Consider the following 14,896-nt stretch of genomic DNA (forward strand, 5'->3'; position numbering starts at 1 on the left):
TTGTCGTTGTCGTTGGCTAGAGGGCGCCGCTGCCCAGGGGCGAGACGCCGAACAGCCAGGCGTGCGCCCAGAACAGGAAGACACCATAGAGCGCGAGCCCGGCGACGACGGCGATCAGGTCGTTGAACTTGCCGGGGGGGGCGCCTTCTACCGGCGGGGCGGGGCGGTACTTGAGGGAGATCAGGTCGGCCACGGCCCAGATGAGGAAGGACCAGAACAGGAGCAGGTCCGCCAGGTTGCCGTTGGCGAGCAGGTGGGCGAAGGCCCACAGGGCGACGGCCACCAGGGTCGGGTGGACGACGGCGCTCTGGAGGCGCCCGGGGAGATAGGTGGCGAAGAGCAGCGGGAAGACCGGGACCATGATCAGGAGGCTCAGGTGCCGCGTCCAGGTCGCCGGGGCGTAGAACGGGATCGGTTCGACGCGGGCCAGCGAGTACCCCAGGCCGATCAGGATGAGGCCGACGAGGCTCGCCAGGGCGACGACCCCGCGCCAGCGGGCCTCCCCGATGGCGTCCGACACCTTGGCCCGCGTCTTGCGGGCGAGAAAGCCGAGCGAGTGGGCGCTGATGAAGAGGAAGAGTCCAAGGAGCAGGATCAGGATGGGCATGGGGGCTTTCCAGTGGTGTGAATGGTCGCAGTCAAGGGGTGGGGGCGCGCCGGGTGCGATCAGAACTGATGTGTTAACGCACATGTCGTAGGGTACGCATCGCGTACCCTTTCGCTACCCGACGTTCTCACGGACCGGGCGTCGTTGTCGTTGTCGTTGTCGTTGTCGTTGTCGTAATCGTGGTCGGATTATTCGATTACGACAACGACAACGACAGGGTACCCGGGACCTCGGTCACCACATCAGTTCTGATCGCACCCGGGCGCGCCGCTGGCGGTCCGCGCCCGGACTTGGGACAATGCTACCTTAAGCGGACCCCAAATGGGCCTTCCCGATCGTCGGGTCCGCTGCGCGGATCGGCGACCCCGCGGCAGCGACCGCGCCGCGTCGGGTCCGCTGCGCGGACCATTGCCCGCGCGTCGACCAAACCTCCAAGGCCCCATGCCCCCGGCGCACCGCCGCGCCTTCCAAGGACCAACCAGTCGGGCCAAGCCCCGGGAGACCCAACCATGTGGCGCCGCATCCTGGCCGTCCTCATCGCCCGTAACCGGGAGTTCTACCGGGACCGTGCCGGTCTGGGCTGGAATATCTTCATGCCGATCCTGATGGTGCTGGCCTTCGCCTTCATCTTCAGCGGCGATCCCCAGGACCAGTTCAAGGTCGGGGTGCTGAGCGCCGACGGGTCCTTGCCGCGGGCCGCGGGCGGGTTCCTGGCCCTGGAGTACATCAGGTTCGTGCCGCTGACCGATCCGGGGGCGGCGCTGACCAAGGTGGATCGCCATCAGCTCGACCTGCTGATCGACCCGCGCACCGACCCGCTGACCTATTGGGTGAACCTCAAGTCCCCCCGCGGCTATCTGGCCGAGCGGCTGTTGCTGGGGACGCCGTCCGCGGCGGCGGCCATGCCGGGGGCGGACGTGACGACACCGCAGCGCCGGACCCTGTCCGGCGCGGCCGTCAGTTATGCCGACTGGGTCCTGCCCGGGATTCTGGCGATGAACCTGATGTTCTCCAGCCTCTGGGGGGTGGGCTGGGTGATCGTGCGTTACCGCAAGAACGGCGTCTTGCGGCGGCTGAAGGCGACGCCGCTCTCGCCGTTCGAGTTCCTGAGCGCGCAGGTGCTCTCGCGCCTGCTGGTGGTGATGTCTGCCACCACGGTGGTGTACCTGGGTGCGGACCTGGTGCTCGGCTTCCCCATGCGCGGGTCCTATCCGGCCCTGGTCCTGGTCTTCGCGGCCGGCGCCCTATGCCTGATCAGCCTGGGGCTCGTCGTCGCCGCACGGCTACGGACCGAGGAACTGGCCGACGGTATCCTGAACCTGATCTCCTGGCCCCTGCTGCTGCTCTCCGGGGTCTGGTTCTCCATGGAGGGTGCGAGCCTGGGGGCGCGCCTGCTCTCCCAACTCTCGCCCCTGACCCACCTGGTGGACGCGGCCCGCCGCATCATGATCGACGGGGCCGGGGTCGTCGAGGTCCTGCCTGAGGTCCTGCTGCTCGCGGCCCTCGCCCTGGGGTTTCTCAGCCTGGCCGCCTGGCTGTTCCGGTGGGACTGAGATGCCGCCGCGCTCGGGAAACCTGTTCATCGACACGCTGGCGCCGCCGACGGGCGAGGTCTTTGAAGACCTGTTGCGATTCGATCTCAAGGGGGCACCGCCCGGGGGGCGGGTGCGGATCGAGCGGATCATCAGCAGCGCAAGCCCGGAGCCGGTCCTCTATGACCAGCCCCACGATGAGTGGGTGGCCCTGCTCCAGGGCCGGGCGCGGCTGTGGGTGGATGGGGCGGAGCGGGTCTTAGGTCCTGGGGACTGGATCTGCATCCCCGCCCGTACCCCGCATCGGGTGGTTGAAACCACCGCCAGCCCCCTGTGTCTGGCTGGCGGTGCACCTCGGTGAGCCCTAGGCCCTAAGCCAGGCCCTAAGCGTCAGGCGGTCTCCCCCCGGCGGCCGACCTCCCAGTTGCACTGCTCGATCAGGGCCTCGACGGCGCGGGCGATGCGGACCTGGGACTGGAGCTTGAAGTGCAGTCCGCGCTCCCAGCGTTCGGCGGCCTCGTCGGCCAGCAGCGGCAGGCCCTGGCGGCAGAGTTCCCAGACGGCCTGAGTTTGTGTGAAAGTCATCGTAACCTCCTCGTGGTCTTTTTATGGGTCCGGGGTTGGCAACCCCGCGTGTCGATCGCGCCGGCCCGGCGTCCGGCCGTCCCGTTTCAAGGCACAAGATTCTGTTAGATAACAGGATTATCTGTCGGCGCCCGGCAGTTGCGATGCACAGTGGGAAGCATAGACCTTGATTGCATGTCTGTAACGACTAACTGCGGTTTCGTTGTCCTAGATCAACCAAAAGACAATTTGTCAATGAAAATTGTCAAGTTATATTAACAATTGGATTTTCTGGTCGCGGCGCCGGGCGGCGGTGCGGCGGCGGTGCACGACGGGGCTCAGGTCGGCGGAAGCGGCCGGACCGTATTGGGCAGATGCTCCCGCACCACCTGGGCGAAGGCCTCCAGGGCGGCGCGGCGGGGGAAGCTGCGGCGATAGTAGAGCGAGATGCGCCGGTAGGCGTCCGGCAGGGCCAGCGGGCGGGCGATGATGCCGCTGTCCGTCATCCAGCCGCCGCGGATGGTCAGGGCCGGGACCAGGGTGCAGCCGAAGCCGGCGCCGACCAACTGGAGCAGGGTCTCCAGGCTCGCGGCCCGCAGATCGGCCATCTCGCCGTGGCTGGGGCGCTCCGCCAGACGGCACAGGTCCATCACCTGCGTGGTGAGACAATGGCCGTCGGCGAGCAGCAGCAGTTCGAGGGACGCAAGGTCGGCGGCCTCGATCTCGTCCTTCTCGTAGAGTGGGTGATTGCGCGGGTGGGCGAGCCAGAAGGGTTCGTCGAACAGCGCCATGGCGTCGAGGTCCAGGTCGTCGGGCGCGGTGGCGAGCAGGGCGGCGTCCAGTTCATGGCGATGCAGGCGGGCGAGCAGTGAGTCCGTGATCTCCTCAGAGAGCACCAGGCGCAGCTTGGGGTAGGCGCGCTTGAGCGGCACCAGCACCAGTGGCATCAGGTAAGGGCTGAGCGTCGGGATGGCGCCGACCCGCAAGGGGCCGTCGAGCGGGTCCTGAAAGGCGCGGGCGACCTGCTCGATGGTGTCGGCCTGCTCGACCGCCAGGCGGGCGTGGGCCAGGATGGTCGCGCCCACCGGGGTGACCTCCACCGAGCGGTTGGTGCGCTCGAAGATCACCACCCCCAGTTCATCTTCCAGTTTCTTGATCTGCCCGCTCAGGGTCGGCTGGCTGACAAAGCAGCGATCGGCCGCCCGACCGAAATGGCGGGTGTCGGCGACGGCGAGGATGTAGCGGAGGTCGCGCAGATTCACCGGGGTATGATAGACCAATTCTCGCCGAATAAAATCGGCGGCTGGGGTTTGCGGATGTCGGCGGCGCGGTCTATGTTGTCAAGTAAGCCTGAACGCAAGAGAACAGCCGTGTTGCCGCAACCAGCAGTCGTAGATGGTTTTGAGCACATCACCCGTTATTTCGATGCCGGGAATCATCGCTTTGCCGCCAAGCTCCTGCCTGGGCAGTATTATCTGAGCCGCGACGAGACCATCGTCGCGGTACTCGGCACCGGCGTGGCGGTCTGTATCCGTGATCGCGCCCAGGGTCTCGGCGGGGTGGCCCATGTGCTGGAACCGCAGACGCCCCAGGGGACGGGGTCGAGCCTTGCACTCCCGGCGCTGCGGACCCTGCTCGAGGCCCTGCTTGCCGCGGGCGCGCAGCGCGGTCAACTGGAGGCCAAGCTGTTCGGGGGGCCTGCCCGCGCGGTGAGACCGGCGCCGGCGGTGCCCGTTCGCTCGCCCTCGCCCGTGCCTTCCTGCGCGAGGCGGGGGTCCCCATCGTCGCCGAGGACGTCGGCGGCGGCTACCCGCGCAAGATCGACTACTGTCCGGCGGATGGTCGGGCGCGTATCAAGCGTCTGCGCGACCTGCGCAACGCCACGATTGCCGAGCGGGATCAGTCCTTCCTGGGGCAGTCGGCGGACGGCCTGCCGACGCCGCGTTACTGCCAACCAAGCCGACAAGAGTGACCATCGATGAACATGCTGGAACAACTCAAGACCATGACCAAGGTCGTGGCAGACACCGGGGACTTCGCCTCGATCGCCGCCTACTTGCCTCAGGACGCGACTACCAATCCGTCGCTGTTGCTCAAGGCGGCACAGATGCCCCAGTACCGCGCGCTGGTGGAAGACGCGGTGGACTTCGGCCGGCAGCGCGGCGGCGCCGACCCGGCGGCCCGAAGCCAGTGGACCATGGATCGGCTTGCGATCAACTTCGGCATTGAAATCCTAAAGATAGTCCCAGGCCGCGTCTCGACTGAGATCGACGCGCGCCTCTCCTTCGACACCGCGGCGACCATCCGTCGCGCCGAAGGGCTGGTGGAACTCTACCACCAGGCCGGTATCGACCCCGGTACCCGGGTCCTGTTCAAGATCGCCTCCACCTGGGAGGGCATCCGCGCCGCCGAACGGCTGGAGGCGCGCGGTCTGCACTGCAACCTCACCCTGCTGTTCGGCTTCGCCCAGGCGCTTGCGTGCGCGCAGGCTGGCGTGACCCTGATCTCACCCTTCGTCGGGCGCATCCTGGACTGGTACAAGAAGGACCAGCAGGTGGCGGGCTACCCGGCGCACAGCGATCCGGGCGTGCTCTCGGTGACCCGGATCTACAACTACTACAAGCGCCATGGGTATGAGACCGTGGTCATGGGCGCCAGTTTCCGCAACGTCGGTGAGATCCTGGAATTGGCCGGCTGCGACTACCTGACCATCGCCCCGGCCCTGCTGGGGGAGTTGGCGGCGCTGCCGGGCGACCTGGTCTGCAAGCTGGACGCCGAGCGCGCCCGCGCCATGGATATCCCGCGGGTCAACTGCGACGAGCAGTCCTTCCGCTGGGACCTCAACGAAGACGCCATGGCCACCGAGAAACTCGCCGAGGGCATCCGCCAATTCGCCGCCGATACCCGCAAGCTGGAGAAGTTCGTGCTGGAGGTCGGCCGCGGGAGCTAGCAGAGGAGCCGGGGCGTCCCGCCCCGGCATTCACCACGGTCGCACCCTGCGCGCGGGACGGGGTTGGAAACCCCATCCCGAACGTTTTCTTCCGGCCCCGATCACCGGTGTGAGTCGGCAGTCCCGGAAAAAACCTTCCGGACGGGGCGACCGCCCCGTCCGGCCCTTGCGCGCGAATGCCCCGTCCCCGCCCTTGGGACCCGGTGGGAGCGGCTTCAGCCGCGACGCGACCGCCCAAGCCGCTCCCACGCACGCCTGGAGTCCAAGGCTTCAGCCTTGGAGCCAAGCCCGAGGCTGAAGCCTTGGACTCCGGCACAGGTCCCGACCGCTCAGGTCCCCGCCAAGCGGTCGTAATAGCGCGCCCGGTAGATGAGCCGCGGGACCGGCCCCTCGGTAAACCGCGTGCGGGTGTGCAGGACGTTGTTGCAGATCAGGCCCCAGCCGGGCTCCAGGCGGCCCTCGAGGTGCCAGGGGCTGGGGCTGTGCAGGATCCGCTTGAGACACTCGACCGCCGCCAGGCTCAGTGGGTCATCGCGCCAGACGATGTTGCGGGCGCGGTTGGTGTAGCGCATGTGCAGGTGCCCGTCCGCGCGGATAGAGAAGACCGGACCCGACTGTTCCGGGCGCAGTTCGGCGCCCTCGTCAGCGCCATCGCCCGGGTTGGCGGGGATGGTCATGCACTGCGGGTGCATCAGGGCGCGGATAAAGTCCGGGTCCTGGTCGCGAACCAGGCAGTAGGCGATCTCATGGTCCAGGAGTGCATTGGCCCCGCCGGCGGCGGCCGGGTGGACACAGTGCAGCAGCAGGCCGTGGATCTGACGCTCCGGGGTATTGTAATAACCGTCGGTGTGCCAGGCGATGGGGCGGTCGGTGTAGGGGATATAGCCGGCATGACGGGCGTCGGTCTGGACCCGCAGCGAGGTGATGGCGTCCTCGTCCGCACCGCGGTTGTGATCCAGACGGTGCAGACCCAGCCGCGCGCCCAACAGCGCCGGGATGGCCTTGTCCGGGTCGTCACCGGTCTGGCCGACATAGATCGCCATGTTGGCCCGGCGGCAGCGCCCCAGGATGGCCTCGATCTCCGCCGCGGTCAGGTCGCGCGGGTCGCGGACCGTCACGATGAGGTCGGCGAGACTGGTCGGGGCCGCGGCGAGGCGGGCGTCGCGCCAACGTTGGTAGGCGTCCGGGTCCGTGAGGGCGAAGGGGCTGAGCGGTGGGGCTTGCGGGGTAGTCAAGGGTTGCTCCGTTTCGTTGTGTCTGCTTGTGTTCAGTTCGCGGTACCGCGCAGTGGTCTTGATTGGTTCCGGCCGCCGGGAGACAGGACGCTGAGGCTTCAGCGGGTCGACCTCTTATCTGCAAGGTAATCATCGGGATCGCGCAGCAGGGCCGGGGAATCCTCAAACGACACTGTACTGCCGCGAGGGGTTGGCGACGGCTCTTGCGAGGCCAAACCTGCTCTCCTTCCAATGCCGTTAAGTCAAGCGCGAGGCGGTCCGGCGGGCGTCTCGTTCCCACGCAGGAGCACTCCACCTTATACAGAAGTCCGTAAGTATCTGTTTTTACGAGCTTCGTCACGCGTATCAAAAAGTGCCGTCACATCATATAATCATAGACTTACGTTGAGCCGGTGACACTTGTGTATAACGAAGAGCGCAGGAGCGTGGGAGCAAGCGTGGCTTAACTTGACGGCATTGGGTTTCAAGCCACAGCTTCCACAAAATTTTAAGAAAGACATTTCGTGGGGATACCGTAGGGTCTGTCCAGAATAGCACTGACTTAAGCCGCGGCACTGACAAATTAGCCAATTACAGAAGGGTCGACAAGCAGCCACGTGGGCGGAGGCGGCATTGTCGCGCTGTTTCCCAGCTCTTAGCCGGTCCGGAGCTGGTTTTTCGCTCGCATCTCCGCATCGCAACCGATTGTTTCTATTAAGCTTGCGGCTTAAGTCAGTGCCATTCGGTACTGACCCCTTTTCCCCCCTTTCGATTTTTGGCGAGATCGTGGCTATTGCAGACTCGCAACTAGGCGGCTTGTCTTTCAGAATGAAAGGCAAGCATGCTTTCAATGCTCAAATGGTAGTCCAGATCGGGCCACTCGATGCCGGTGCCATGACAGATGAAGACACAATTCTTCAGTTCACGCATGGTCGCCGACTGGAGATCGGTATACCACAGCATCGGGGTCGAGATGATTCTGCCATCCTCCAACTCGACATGAAGGAAGCGATCATCGAAGTGGACAGCTTTACCTTTGACGGAACCAGTCATCCCATGTTGCCTCGAATGCATCGTTGTTTTCTCGAATGATCTGAAGGGCCTTCATCAGGTCTTGCGGTTTCATGAAGTTGCTGACGACGCGAAAAGTTGAAAGTTCAACTTTCGCATAGTCCTCCGCCTTCGCCACATGGACATGCTTCGGCTCGTGCTCGTTGGCATAAAAGAAAAACTTGAAGCCGTCTCTTAGAAGCAATGTCGGCATAGTCTATGGCTCACACAGAAAAGGGTACTGACCCGAATAGCACTGACTTAAGCCGAAAGCATCGCAGAAACAATCGGTTGCGATGCGGCGAAGCGAGCGAAAAACCGTTGCGGACCAGGCCGGAGCGAGGAAACATCCCGGAAAATGGCGCTTCCACTCAAGCGACTGCTTGGCGACCATCCTGTAAACCACTGAATTGCAACGCCGCAGCTTAAGTCAGTGCCATTCGGTACTGACCCCTTTTCCCTCCAGGTTATGTGGCCTGAACTATATCAGGCAAAGTACCTTCATAGCGATCTACGATCGTCTTAAGATGTGCTTGATGTTCTTGAAATCTTGGATCAGAAACCGGATAAATATCGCCATAGCAATCAAGATAGATAAATCTCAAATAGTCCAACATCAACTGTTTCGGAACGCAGTCTGGAATTTGACAATTAATTCCAATGCAGAACAACACGAAAGGATACTCATGTGCGCTTTCCGACATTGAGACTTTTGGACACTGATATTCAAACTGAAACTCTCGAGCTTTGAGGCCAAACGAGCTTGCGCTCTGCTTAAACAAGACACGCCGTGCTCGGCGCTCTGAGCGATCAGCTCTTGGGGTAGTGGCATCAAAGCCCTGTAGGTCATAAAATAGAACATCGCAGAGACGCCCCTTGACGAGGATGTCTTTAAGTCTGGCAAGCAGTTGGCGCGCTGCTTTCAGGCGGGCCGCAGGGATTTCCTTTTTTATTGCGAAGTAACTGATAATCGCTTTTCGTCTCTGGGGGTAGAGATGACAGAAAATGAAGCCGACCACTTCACTTCGTAGAACGGCGGCAAGGGTAATATTCTCGACCTCGACATGGTGCGTCGCTTCAAATTTAGCATTGAGTACGTCAATGATCTCTTCGAGGCTATTGTTTACTCCTTCCTCGTCTGGGAATATGATGCGATAGAGGTCAAGCAGCCCCTCAGCGTACTCATGAGTCGATGACTTGATGCGTTTCACGGAAATTCGCTCAACAATTCGGTTTTGCCAGTAGTACAAGGCGATACCACCAACAACCGTAACGAACATCCCTATCAATAACTCGATCATGCGTGTTCCCCGAGGTGCGTAACATTCTTAATGGATAGGCGTCTAAGTTGGACGCGTCAGACGGATTCTACGTCTGTGGTGTTAAACTTAGATTCCTCGACCGCGCCGGTCGGCGCCTCCATCGCCCACCGGCGGACCAGGGCGCAGCTGGGCGCGGTTCCCGCTGAACTTAGAGCATTTCCAACGGATAAGGGGCCAGGCTCAATAGAATATGATTGCTCGGTTCCTGCGTTATTGAGCCTGGCCCCTTTTCACTTTTCAGTCGGCCCCTTTTCAGCCAAGCCGCACTGTATCCTCTTACCTGTACCCTATTACCTTCTAGGGGAAATACTTAGACAAAAATGGAAATTGAGGAACACAGGCGGACTTGATACTGCCTGCAATACTCTCATCTCCTGCACTATGAGACCAAACGCCCAAATAATAGTTGCCGTCATCTTCTCTTGCGAACACAATCCACTCACCCGTAAGTTTGTCGCGGCTACCTCGCTCCTCCATGGAGTCAAACACAATCCTGTGGGAAAGCTCTTCTATCATTTCTCTTGTAATTGTCGGGTTCCTAGCCGGATCACATACCTCCTTAACAATCTTTTCTGCTCCATTTTTCCCAAGATGGTTCAGAATATTGTTCGCCATCACGCTTGGCAGGGCGGGCATAAAGTGCTTGTGCCAAAGTCCCCCAAGGTGCTTGCCTGTAAAGACGGATGCAGGTTTTGTTTGAAGAGAAGGCCGCGCGCCCTCGAGAACCTTCATCTCTTCTATGACCTGAAGTGGGTCAACGCCGTTGATCTGTTCTAGCAACATCAGATTTAGGACGAATAGAAAGCTGTAACGGCCTTTAGCTACATTATCCAAGCCGTATAAGGAAGCGAAGTTTGTTAGCTCTTGTTGGTCGACCTGCCGGATACCACTGCCCGTATGGACATTAAACGTAAAATTCATTTATAAAACCCTAATCGAAATCACAAAAAAATCTATTATAGAGACGCTAGACGGATTCCAAATCTGCGGTACGAAACGATTTCCGTCTGATTTCTCTGCTGTCACGGTCTGCGGCCCCACCAAGTGGCCACCGATCAGTTGCCTTCCGCGTATGCCTCCCACCGAACATAGAGCATTTCCGTCGACTCGTCAAGGGACCGTGAAAGAGCGTTCTGCGTTCGGTTACCCGTGCCTGGAAACAGCCGGAGAACGAGGCGTCCAGGCCCTTTTTTGGCAGTTGCATCGTGCGCCGTGGCTCGCACTATCTTGTTTCCCATACCCGTGCCCAGGCCCGTGTCGATCGCGGGTTGGCGAGCAGGATCCACGCGAGGTCGGTACACCATTGTAGAGTTAAGCCGCGATTTCTCTGCTCCAAAGGGTTTCGGTTGGGACCAACGCACGAATCGCCATTGGTGTGGGCTGGTGGCTATCGGCTGAAGCCTCGTTCAGCGATCTTTTCGTGGGCGGAGAGGGGCGGGGGACAGGGAACCTGGCCAAGGCTGAAGCCTTGGACTCCGCGTGACACCGGCACGTCATTCGCGTTGTGCGAAGGTTGATTCTTTAGAAAACACAAAAGCAAAACGGCCCGCCGGGCAGCCCCCAGCGGGGGCTGCCCGGCGGGCCGTTTTGCTTTAGGCCACGCCCTCCGCCACCGTCGCATATTCCTCAATCTGGTCAAAGTTCAGATACCGGTAAACGCTCGCCGCGTCCGCATTGATGATTCCCATCCCGGCCTGATACTCGGCCAGGGTCGGAATCCGGCCGAGCTTGGATGCAATCGCGGCAAGCTCGGCCGAGGCCAGATACACGTTGGTGTTCTTGCCCAGGCGGTTGGGGAAGTTGCGGGTGCTGGTGGAGACGACGGTGGCGCCTTCACGGACCTGGGCCTGGTTGCCCATGCAGAGGCTGCAGCCGGGCATCTCGGTGCGGGCACCGGCGACGCCGAAGGTGAAGTAGTGACCTTCCTTGACCAATTGGGTCTGGTCCATCTTGGTCGGCGGGGCGACCCAGAGCTTGACCGGGATGTCGCGCTGGCCGTCGAGCAGCTTGGCGGCGGCGCGGAAGTGGCCGATGTTGGTCATGCAGGAGCCGATGAAGACCTCGTCGATCGGGGTTCCGGCAACGGCGGAAAGCGGCTTGGCGTCATCCGGGTCGTTCGGGCAGCAGAGGATGGGCTCTTTGAGTTCATTGAGATCGATCTCGATCACGGCCGCGTATTCGGCGTCTTTGTCCGCTTCAAGCAGGTTGGGGTTGGCGAGCCAGGCCTCGACCGCCTTGATGCGGCGCTCGAGCGTGCGTTTGTCCTGGTAGCCGTCGGCGATCATGTTCTTCATCAGCACGACGTTGCTGGTCAGATACTCGATGATCGGGGCCTGGTTGAGCTTGATGGTGCAGCCGGCGGCCGAGCGCTCGGCGCTGGCGTCGGACAGCTCGAAGGCCTGTTCGACCTTGAGATCCGGCAGGCCCTCGATCTCCAGGATGCGCCCGGAGAAGACGTTGATCTTGCCGGCCTTGGCAACCGTCAGGAGGCCCGCCTTGATGGCGTACATCGGGATGGCGTGCACCAGGTCTCGTAGCGTCACGCCGGGCTGCATCTGGCCCTTGAAGCGGACCAGGACGGACTCGGGCATGTCGAGCGGCATGACGCCGGTGGCGGCGCCGAAGGCGACGAGACCCGAGCCGGCGGGGAAGCTGATGCCGATCGGGAAGCGCGTGTGGCTGTCGCCGCCGGTGCCGACGGTGTCGGGCAGCAGCAGGCGGTTGAGCCAGGAGTGGATGACGCCGTCACCGGGGCGCAGGGCGACACCGCCGCGGTTGCTCATGAAGGCCGGGAGATCCCGGTGGGTCTTCACATCGACCGGCTTGGGGTAGGCGGCCGTGTGGCAGAAGGACTGCATCACCAGATCCGCGCTGAAACCGAGACAGGCGAGATCCTTCAACTCGTCGCGGGTCATGGGGCCCGTGGTGTCCTGGCTGCCGACGGTGGTCATCCGGGGCTCGCAGTAGGTGCCCGGGCGCATGCCCGTGCCCTCGGGCAGGCCGCAGGCGCGCCCGACCATCTTCTGCGCCAGGGTGAAGCCGCGCCCGGTGTCCGCCGGGATCGCGGGCAGGCGGAAGCTGGTCGCCGCGGGGAGGCCCAGGAACTCGCGCGCCCGGGCGGTCAGGCTGCGGCCGATGATCAGGTTGATGCGCCCGCCGGCCCGCACCTCGTCGAAGATCACGTCGCTTTTCAGCGCGAACTCGGCGACCGTGGCGCCGTCCTTCACGATCTTCCCCGCGTAGGGCAGGATCTCGACCACGTCGCCCATCTCAAGCCTGGACACATCGAGCTCGATCGGCAGCGACCCGGAGTCTTCCTGGGTGTTGAAGAAGATCGGGGCGATCTTGCCGCCCAGGGTCACGCCGCCGAAGCGCTTGTTCGGGACGTATGGGATGTCCTGGCCGGTGGCCCAGACCACGCTGTTGGTCGCGCTCTTGCGGCTGGAACCGGTGCCTACCACGTCGCCGACATAGGCGACCAGGTGGCCCTTTTTCTTCAGGTCCTCGATGAAGGCGATGGGTCCGCGCTTGCCGTCTTCTTCCGGCTTGAAGGCGGCGTCGGGGCGGGTCATCTTCAGCATCGCCAGATAATGCAGTGGGATGTCCGGGCGGCTCCAGGCATCGGGGGCGGGCGACAGGTCGTCGGTGTTGGTCTCCCCCGGCACCTTGAAGACGGTGACGGTGATGGACTCGGGCACCTCGGGGCGGCTGGTGAACCACTGCGCCTGCGCCCAGCTCTCGATGACCTCCTTCGCCTTGGCATTGCCGGCCTTGGCCTTGTCCGCCACGTCGTTGAAGAAGTCGAACATCAGCAGGGTCATCTTCAGACCCTCGGCGGCGACTGCGGCGACCTCGGCGTCGTCCAGCAGTTCGATCAGCGGGTGTACGTTGTAGCCGCCCACCATGGTGCCGAGCAGTTCGGTGGCCTTGGCCTTGCTGATCAGGCCGACCTTGAGGTCGCCGTGCGCCACCGCGGCCAGGAAGCTCGCCTTGACCTTGGCCGCGTCGTCCACGCCCGGGGGCACCCGGTGGGTCAGCAGGTCCAGCAGGACGTCGCCTTCACCGGCCGGCGGGTTCTTGATCAGCTCGATCAGGTCGGCGGTCTGCTGCGCGGTCAGCGGCAGCGGCGGGATGCCGAGCGCGGCGCGTTCGGCTGCGTGCTGGCGGTAGGCTTGTAACATCTTGTAATCTCCAGTGGAACGATGGCGGTAAGGGGGTGGCGGGCGGGGGCTTGCGGCAGCGGCGGCCGGTCTGCGGGCCAATCCACCATTTTAGGTCTTATGTAGGCATTGCCAAGCGATTTGCAGCCGACTTGACGCCGCCCGGCCGCCGCTCTAGCGTTGCGGCTTCCCCGGTCAGGCCCTGAGTACCACCATGTCCCCCGCGTCCATCCTGCCCCATGTGAGCCCCCGCGACTACCTGCTGGGCGAGCGCGACGGTGCGCAGCGCCACGAGTACCTGAACGGGGAACTGGTCGCCATGGCGGGCGGTTCCCGTGCCCACAACCTGTTGGCGACGCGGGTCGCCCGCCTGCTGGGTAATCACCTGGAGGGCGGCCCCTGCCGGGTCTTCCAGTCCGACATGAAGGTGCAGATCGCCGCGGCGAACCGTTTCTACTATCCCGATGTCATGGTCTGCTGCGGCCCGCTTGAGGCGGAGCCGGACCTCTACTACGAGACGGCGCCGCGCCTGATCGTCGAGGTCCTCTCCCCGCGTACGGCGGCGGCCGACGACGGGGAGAAGCGCATCAACTACCAGACGCTGGGATCCCTGGACGAATACCTCCTGCTCGATCCGGACACCGGTGAGGGCACCCTGTACCGTCGCGGCGAGGCCTTCTGGACGCGCATCCGGCTCGATCGCAATGACGCCTTGGAACTTGGGTCCATCGGATTGCGCGGTACCATGGCCTGGCTCCTCGGCGGCGGCTAAGGTGCGCGTCCCGGGTTCATTCCTGCTGCGCTGCCAACCCAGTCAATATCCACAGCCGATCCAACTCCGCGCGCAGTTGCGCGACCTGCGCCTCCAGGGCCTCGATGCGGCCGTCCGCGGCGCCGCCGCCGGACAATGACGCGGCCATGGGCACCGCCGCCGCCGCGGCGCTCATGGCCGCGAGTTCGGCCGGGTCCGGCGCGCCGCACAGCAGGTGCAGATAGCGCTCCTCGCGTTTGCCCGGGAGCCGCGGCAGTTCCATCACCAGGGCCGGCCCCCGGTCCATGAGCGCGCGCACCGTCCCGGTCACGGCCGCCAGGTCCGGGAACTCGGCCAGGCGGGCGCTGTTGGTGCGCAGTTCGCCCAGGGTCTGGGGTCCGCGCAGCATGAGCACGGTGAGCACCGCCTGTTCCTCGCGGCTCAGACGGTAGGTGCCGACCATCTTATGGTCATAGCGTTCCGTGCGCCCGGAGAAGGCGGCGTGGACCAGCCCCCGGCCCCGTAACTGGTTGACCTGGTGGCCGACATCGCCGGGCTCCAGGCTCATCACCGGCTGCCGGCTGCTCTTCTGGTTGCAGGCGTTGACCAGGGCGTTGAGGGTCAGCGGGTATTGTTCCGGGGTGGTGCGCTGTTTCTCCATCAGGCAGCCCAGGATGCGCGCCTCGATGGGGTTGAGCAGGGGTTCGTTCAGGTCGACGGTCATGGCTAGAGGCTCGCGTGGTGGA

At 63.4% G+C, this 14,896-nt stretch carries 16 protein-coding genes; 5 read left to right on the plus strand and 11 right to left on the minus strand.

Going from position 1 to position 14,896, the window contains the following annotated elements; genetic code table 11:
• Positions 1-16 precede the first annotated feature (16 nt).
• The gene (locus THSYN_RS10445) at positions 17-607 is read right to left on the minus strand and encodes an NnrU family protein (protein ID WP_335582499.1); all 591 of its coding nucleotides are present in this window, start codon (positions 605-607) and stop codon (positions 17-19) included.
• Positions 608-1,116: 509 nt separating this feature from the next.
• Here THSYN_RS10445 and THSYN_RS10450 point away from each other — a divergent pair.
• Together THSYN_RS10450 and THSYN_RS10455 are read left to right on the plus strand one after the other, a co-directional pair.
• Complete coding sequence (locus THSYN_RS10450; RefSeq protein ID WP_100919088.1) at positions 1,117-2,160, plus strand: ABC transporter permease; 1,044 nt, start codon at positions 1,117-1,119, stop codon at positions 2,158-2,160.
• 1 nt (position 2,161) lies between these two features.
• Positions 2,162-2,500 carry a cupin domain-containing protein gene (locus THSYN_RS10455; RefSeq protein ID WP_335582500.1) on the plus strand — a complete coding sequence of 113 codons (339 nt, stop codon included), beginning with the start codon at positions 2,162-2,164 and terminating at the stop codon, positions 2,498-2,500.
• Between the two features lie 29 nt (positions 2,501-2,529).
• On the opposite strand, the gene THSYN_RS10460 is transcribed toward THSYN_RS10455, so the two are convergent.
• The 3 genes from THSYN_RS10460 to THSYN_RS10470 form a co-directional block, all read right to left on the minus strand.
• Complete coding sequence (locus tag THSYN_RS10460; protein ID WP_100919089.1) at positions 2,530-2,724, minus strand: hypothetical protein; 195 nt, start codon at positions 2,722-2,724, stop codon at positions 2,530-2,532.
• 317 nt (positions 2,725-3,041) lie between these two features.
• Positions 3,042-3,965, minus strand: coding sequence for a LysR substrate-binding domain-containing protein (locus tag THSYN_RS10465; protein ID WP_100922373.1), 924 nt, complete (start codon positions 3,963-3,965; stop codon positions 3,042-3,044).
• 78 nt (positions 3,966-4,043) lie between these two features.
• Entirely contained in the window at positions 4,044-4,271 is a 228-nt protein-coding gene (locus THSYN_RS10470; protein WP_157817585.1) for a hypothetical protein, read from the minus strand.
• Between the two features lie 191 nt (positions 4,272-4,462).
• Between THSYN_RS10470 and THSYN_RS37240 the strand changes: the two genes are divergently transcribed.
• Together THSYN_RS37240 and tal are read left to right on the plus strand one after the other, a co-directional pair.
• Complete coding sequence (locus THSYN_RS37240; RefSeq protein ID WP_100922374.1) at positions 4,463-4,675, plus strand: hypothetical protein; 213 nt, start codon at positions 4,463-4,465, stop codon at positions 4,673-4,675.
• Positions 4,676-4,681: 6 nt separating this feature from the next.
• Positions 4,682-5,653 carry a transaldolase gene (gene tal, locus THSYN_RS10480; RefSeq protein WP_100919091.1) on the plus strand — a complete coding sequence of 324 codons (972 nt, stop codon included), beginning with the start codon at positions 4,682-4,684 and terminating at the stop codon, positions 5,651-5,653.
• Between the two features lie 329 nt (positions 5,654-5,982).
• Here tal and THSYN_RS10485 read toward each other — a convergent pair whose 3' ends face one another.
• The 6 genes from THSYN_RS10485 to acnB all read right to left on the minus strand — a co-directional run bounded on the left by THSYN_RS10485 (position 5,983) and on the right by acnB (position 13,420).
• Entirely contained in the window at positions 5,983-6,888 is a 906-nt protein-coding gene (locus tag THSYN_RS10485) for a TauD/TfdA family dioxygenase (RefSeq protein ID WP_100919092.1), read from the minus strand.
• Positions 6,889-7,674: 786 nt separating this feature from the next.
• Positions 7,675-7,920 (minus strand): DUF2442 domain-containing protein, encoded by a 246-nt coding sequence (locus THSYN_RS10490; protein WP_100919093.1) that lies wholly within the window; start codon positions 7,918-7,920, stop codon positions 7,675-7,677.
• A complete protein-coding gene (locus THSYN_RS10495) occupies positions 7,898-8,131 on the minus strand; it encodes a DUF4160 domain-containing protein (protein WP_100919094.1) in 234 nt (77 codons plus the stop codon). Before THSYN_RS10495 ends, THSYN_RS10490 begins: the two co-directional genes overlap by 23 nt.
• Before the next feature lie 253 nt (positions 8,132-8,384).
• Positions 8,385-9,218 carry a hypothetical protein gene (locus THSYN_RS33680; RefSeq protein WP_157817586.1) on the minus strand — a complete coding sequence of 278 codons (834 nt, stop codon included), beginning with the start codon at positions 9,216-9,218 and terminating at the stop codon, positions 8,385-8,387.
• 318 nt (positions 9,219-9,536) lie between these two features.
• Complete coding sequence (locus THSYN_RS33685) at positions 9,537-10,160, minus strand: hypothetical protein (protein WP_157817587.1); 624 nt, start codon at positions 10,158-10,160, stop codon at positions 9,537-9,539.
• 671 nt (positions 10,161-10,831) lie between these two features.
• Positions 10,832-13,420, minus strand: a complete 2,589-nt coding sequence (gene acnB, locus THSYN_RS10500) for a bifunctional aconitate hydratase 2/2-methylisocitrate dehydratase (protein WP_100919095.1) — start codon at positions 13,418-13,420, stop codon at positions 10,832-10,834.
• Positions 13,421-13,613: 193 nt separating this feature from the next.
• On the opposite strand from acnB, the gene THSYN_RS10505 reads away from it, so the two are divergent.
• On the plus strand, positions 13,614-14,171 hold the full coding sequence (locus tag THSYN_RS10505) for a Uma2 family endonuclease (protein ID WP_100919096.1): 558 nt from the start codon (positions 13,614-13,616) through the stop codon (positions 14,169-14,171).
• A 16-nt stretch (positions 14,172-14,187) separates the two neighbouring features.
• Here THSYN_RS10505 and THSYN_RS10510 read toward each other — a convergent pair whose 3' ends face one another.
• Positions 14,188-14,874, minus strand: coding sequence for a YceH family protein (locus THSYN_RS10510; protein ID WP_100919097.1), 687 nt, complete (start codon positions 14,872-14,874; stop codon positions 14,188-14,190).
• Positions 14,875-14,896 lie beyond the last annotated feature (22 nt).

The sequence above is a fragment of the Candidatus Thiodictyon syntrophicum genome, assembly GCF_002813775.1.
Taxonomy (GTDB): Bacteria; Pseudomonadota; Gammaproteobacteria; order Chromatiales; family Chromatiaceae; genus Thiodictyon; species Thiodictyon syntrophicum.

What these genes read in the sequence shown, in the direction of transcription:
- THSYN_RS33685 (WP_157817587.1), bottom strand. Translation starts at nt 10,160, where the DNA reads ATGAATTTTACGTTTAATGTCCATACGGGCAGTGGTATCCGGCAGGTC.
- THSYN_RS10490 (WP_100919093.1), bottom strand. Translation starts at nt 7,920, where the DNA reads ATGACTGGTTCCGTCAAAGGTAAAGCTGTCCACTTCGATGATCGCTTC.
- THSYN_RS33680 (WP_157817586.1), bottom strand. Translation starts at nt 9,218, where the DNA reads ATGATCGAGTTATTGATAGGGATGTTCGTTACGGTTGTTGGTGGTATC.
- THSYN_RS10510 (WP_100919097.1), bottom strand. Translation starts at nt 14,874, where the DNA reads ATGACCGTCGACCTGAACGAACCCCTGCTCAACCCCATCGAGGCGCGC.
- THSYN_RS10470 (WP_157817585.1), bottom strand. Translation starts at nt 4,271, where the DNA reads ATGGGCCACCCCGCCGAGACCCTGGGCGCGATCACGGATACAGACCGC.
- THSYN_RS10505 (WP_100919096.1), top strand. Translation starts at nt 13,614, where the DNA reads ATGTCCCCCGCGTCCATCCTGCCCCATGTGAGCCCCCGCGACTACCTG.
- THSYN_RS10450 (WP_100919088.1), top strand. Translation starts at nt 1,117, where the DNA reads ATGTGGCGCCGCATCCTGGCCGTCCTCATCGCCCGTAACCGGGAGTTC.
- THSYN_RS10455 (WP_335582500.1), top strand. Translation starts at nt 2,162, where the DNA reads ATGCCGCCGCGCTCGGGAAACCTGTTCATCGACACGCTGGCGCCGCCG.
- THSYN_RS10495 (WP_100919094.1), bottom strand. Translation starts at nt 8,131, where the DNA reads ATGCCGACATTGCTTCTAAGAGACGGCTTCAAGTTTTTCTTTTATGCC.
- acnB (WP_100919095.1), bottom strand. Translation starts at nt 13,420, where the DNA reads ATGTTACAAGCCTACCGCCAGCACGCAGCCGAACGCGCCGCGCTCGGC.
- tal (WP_100919091.1), top strand. Translation starts at nt 4,682, where the DNA reads ATGAACATGCTGGAACAACTCAAGACCATGACCAAGGTCGTGGCAGAC.
- THSYN_RS10460 (WP_100919089.1), bottom strand. Translation starts at nt 2,724, where the DNA reads ATGACTTTCACACAAACTCAGGCCGTCTGGGAACTCTGCCGCCAGGGC.
- THSYN_RS10445 (WP_335582499.1), bottom strand. Translation starts at nt 607, where the DNA reads ATGCCCATCCTGATCCTGCTCCTTGGACTCTTCCTCTTCATCAGCGCC.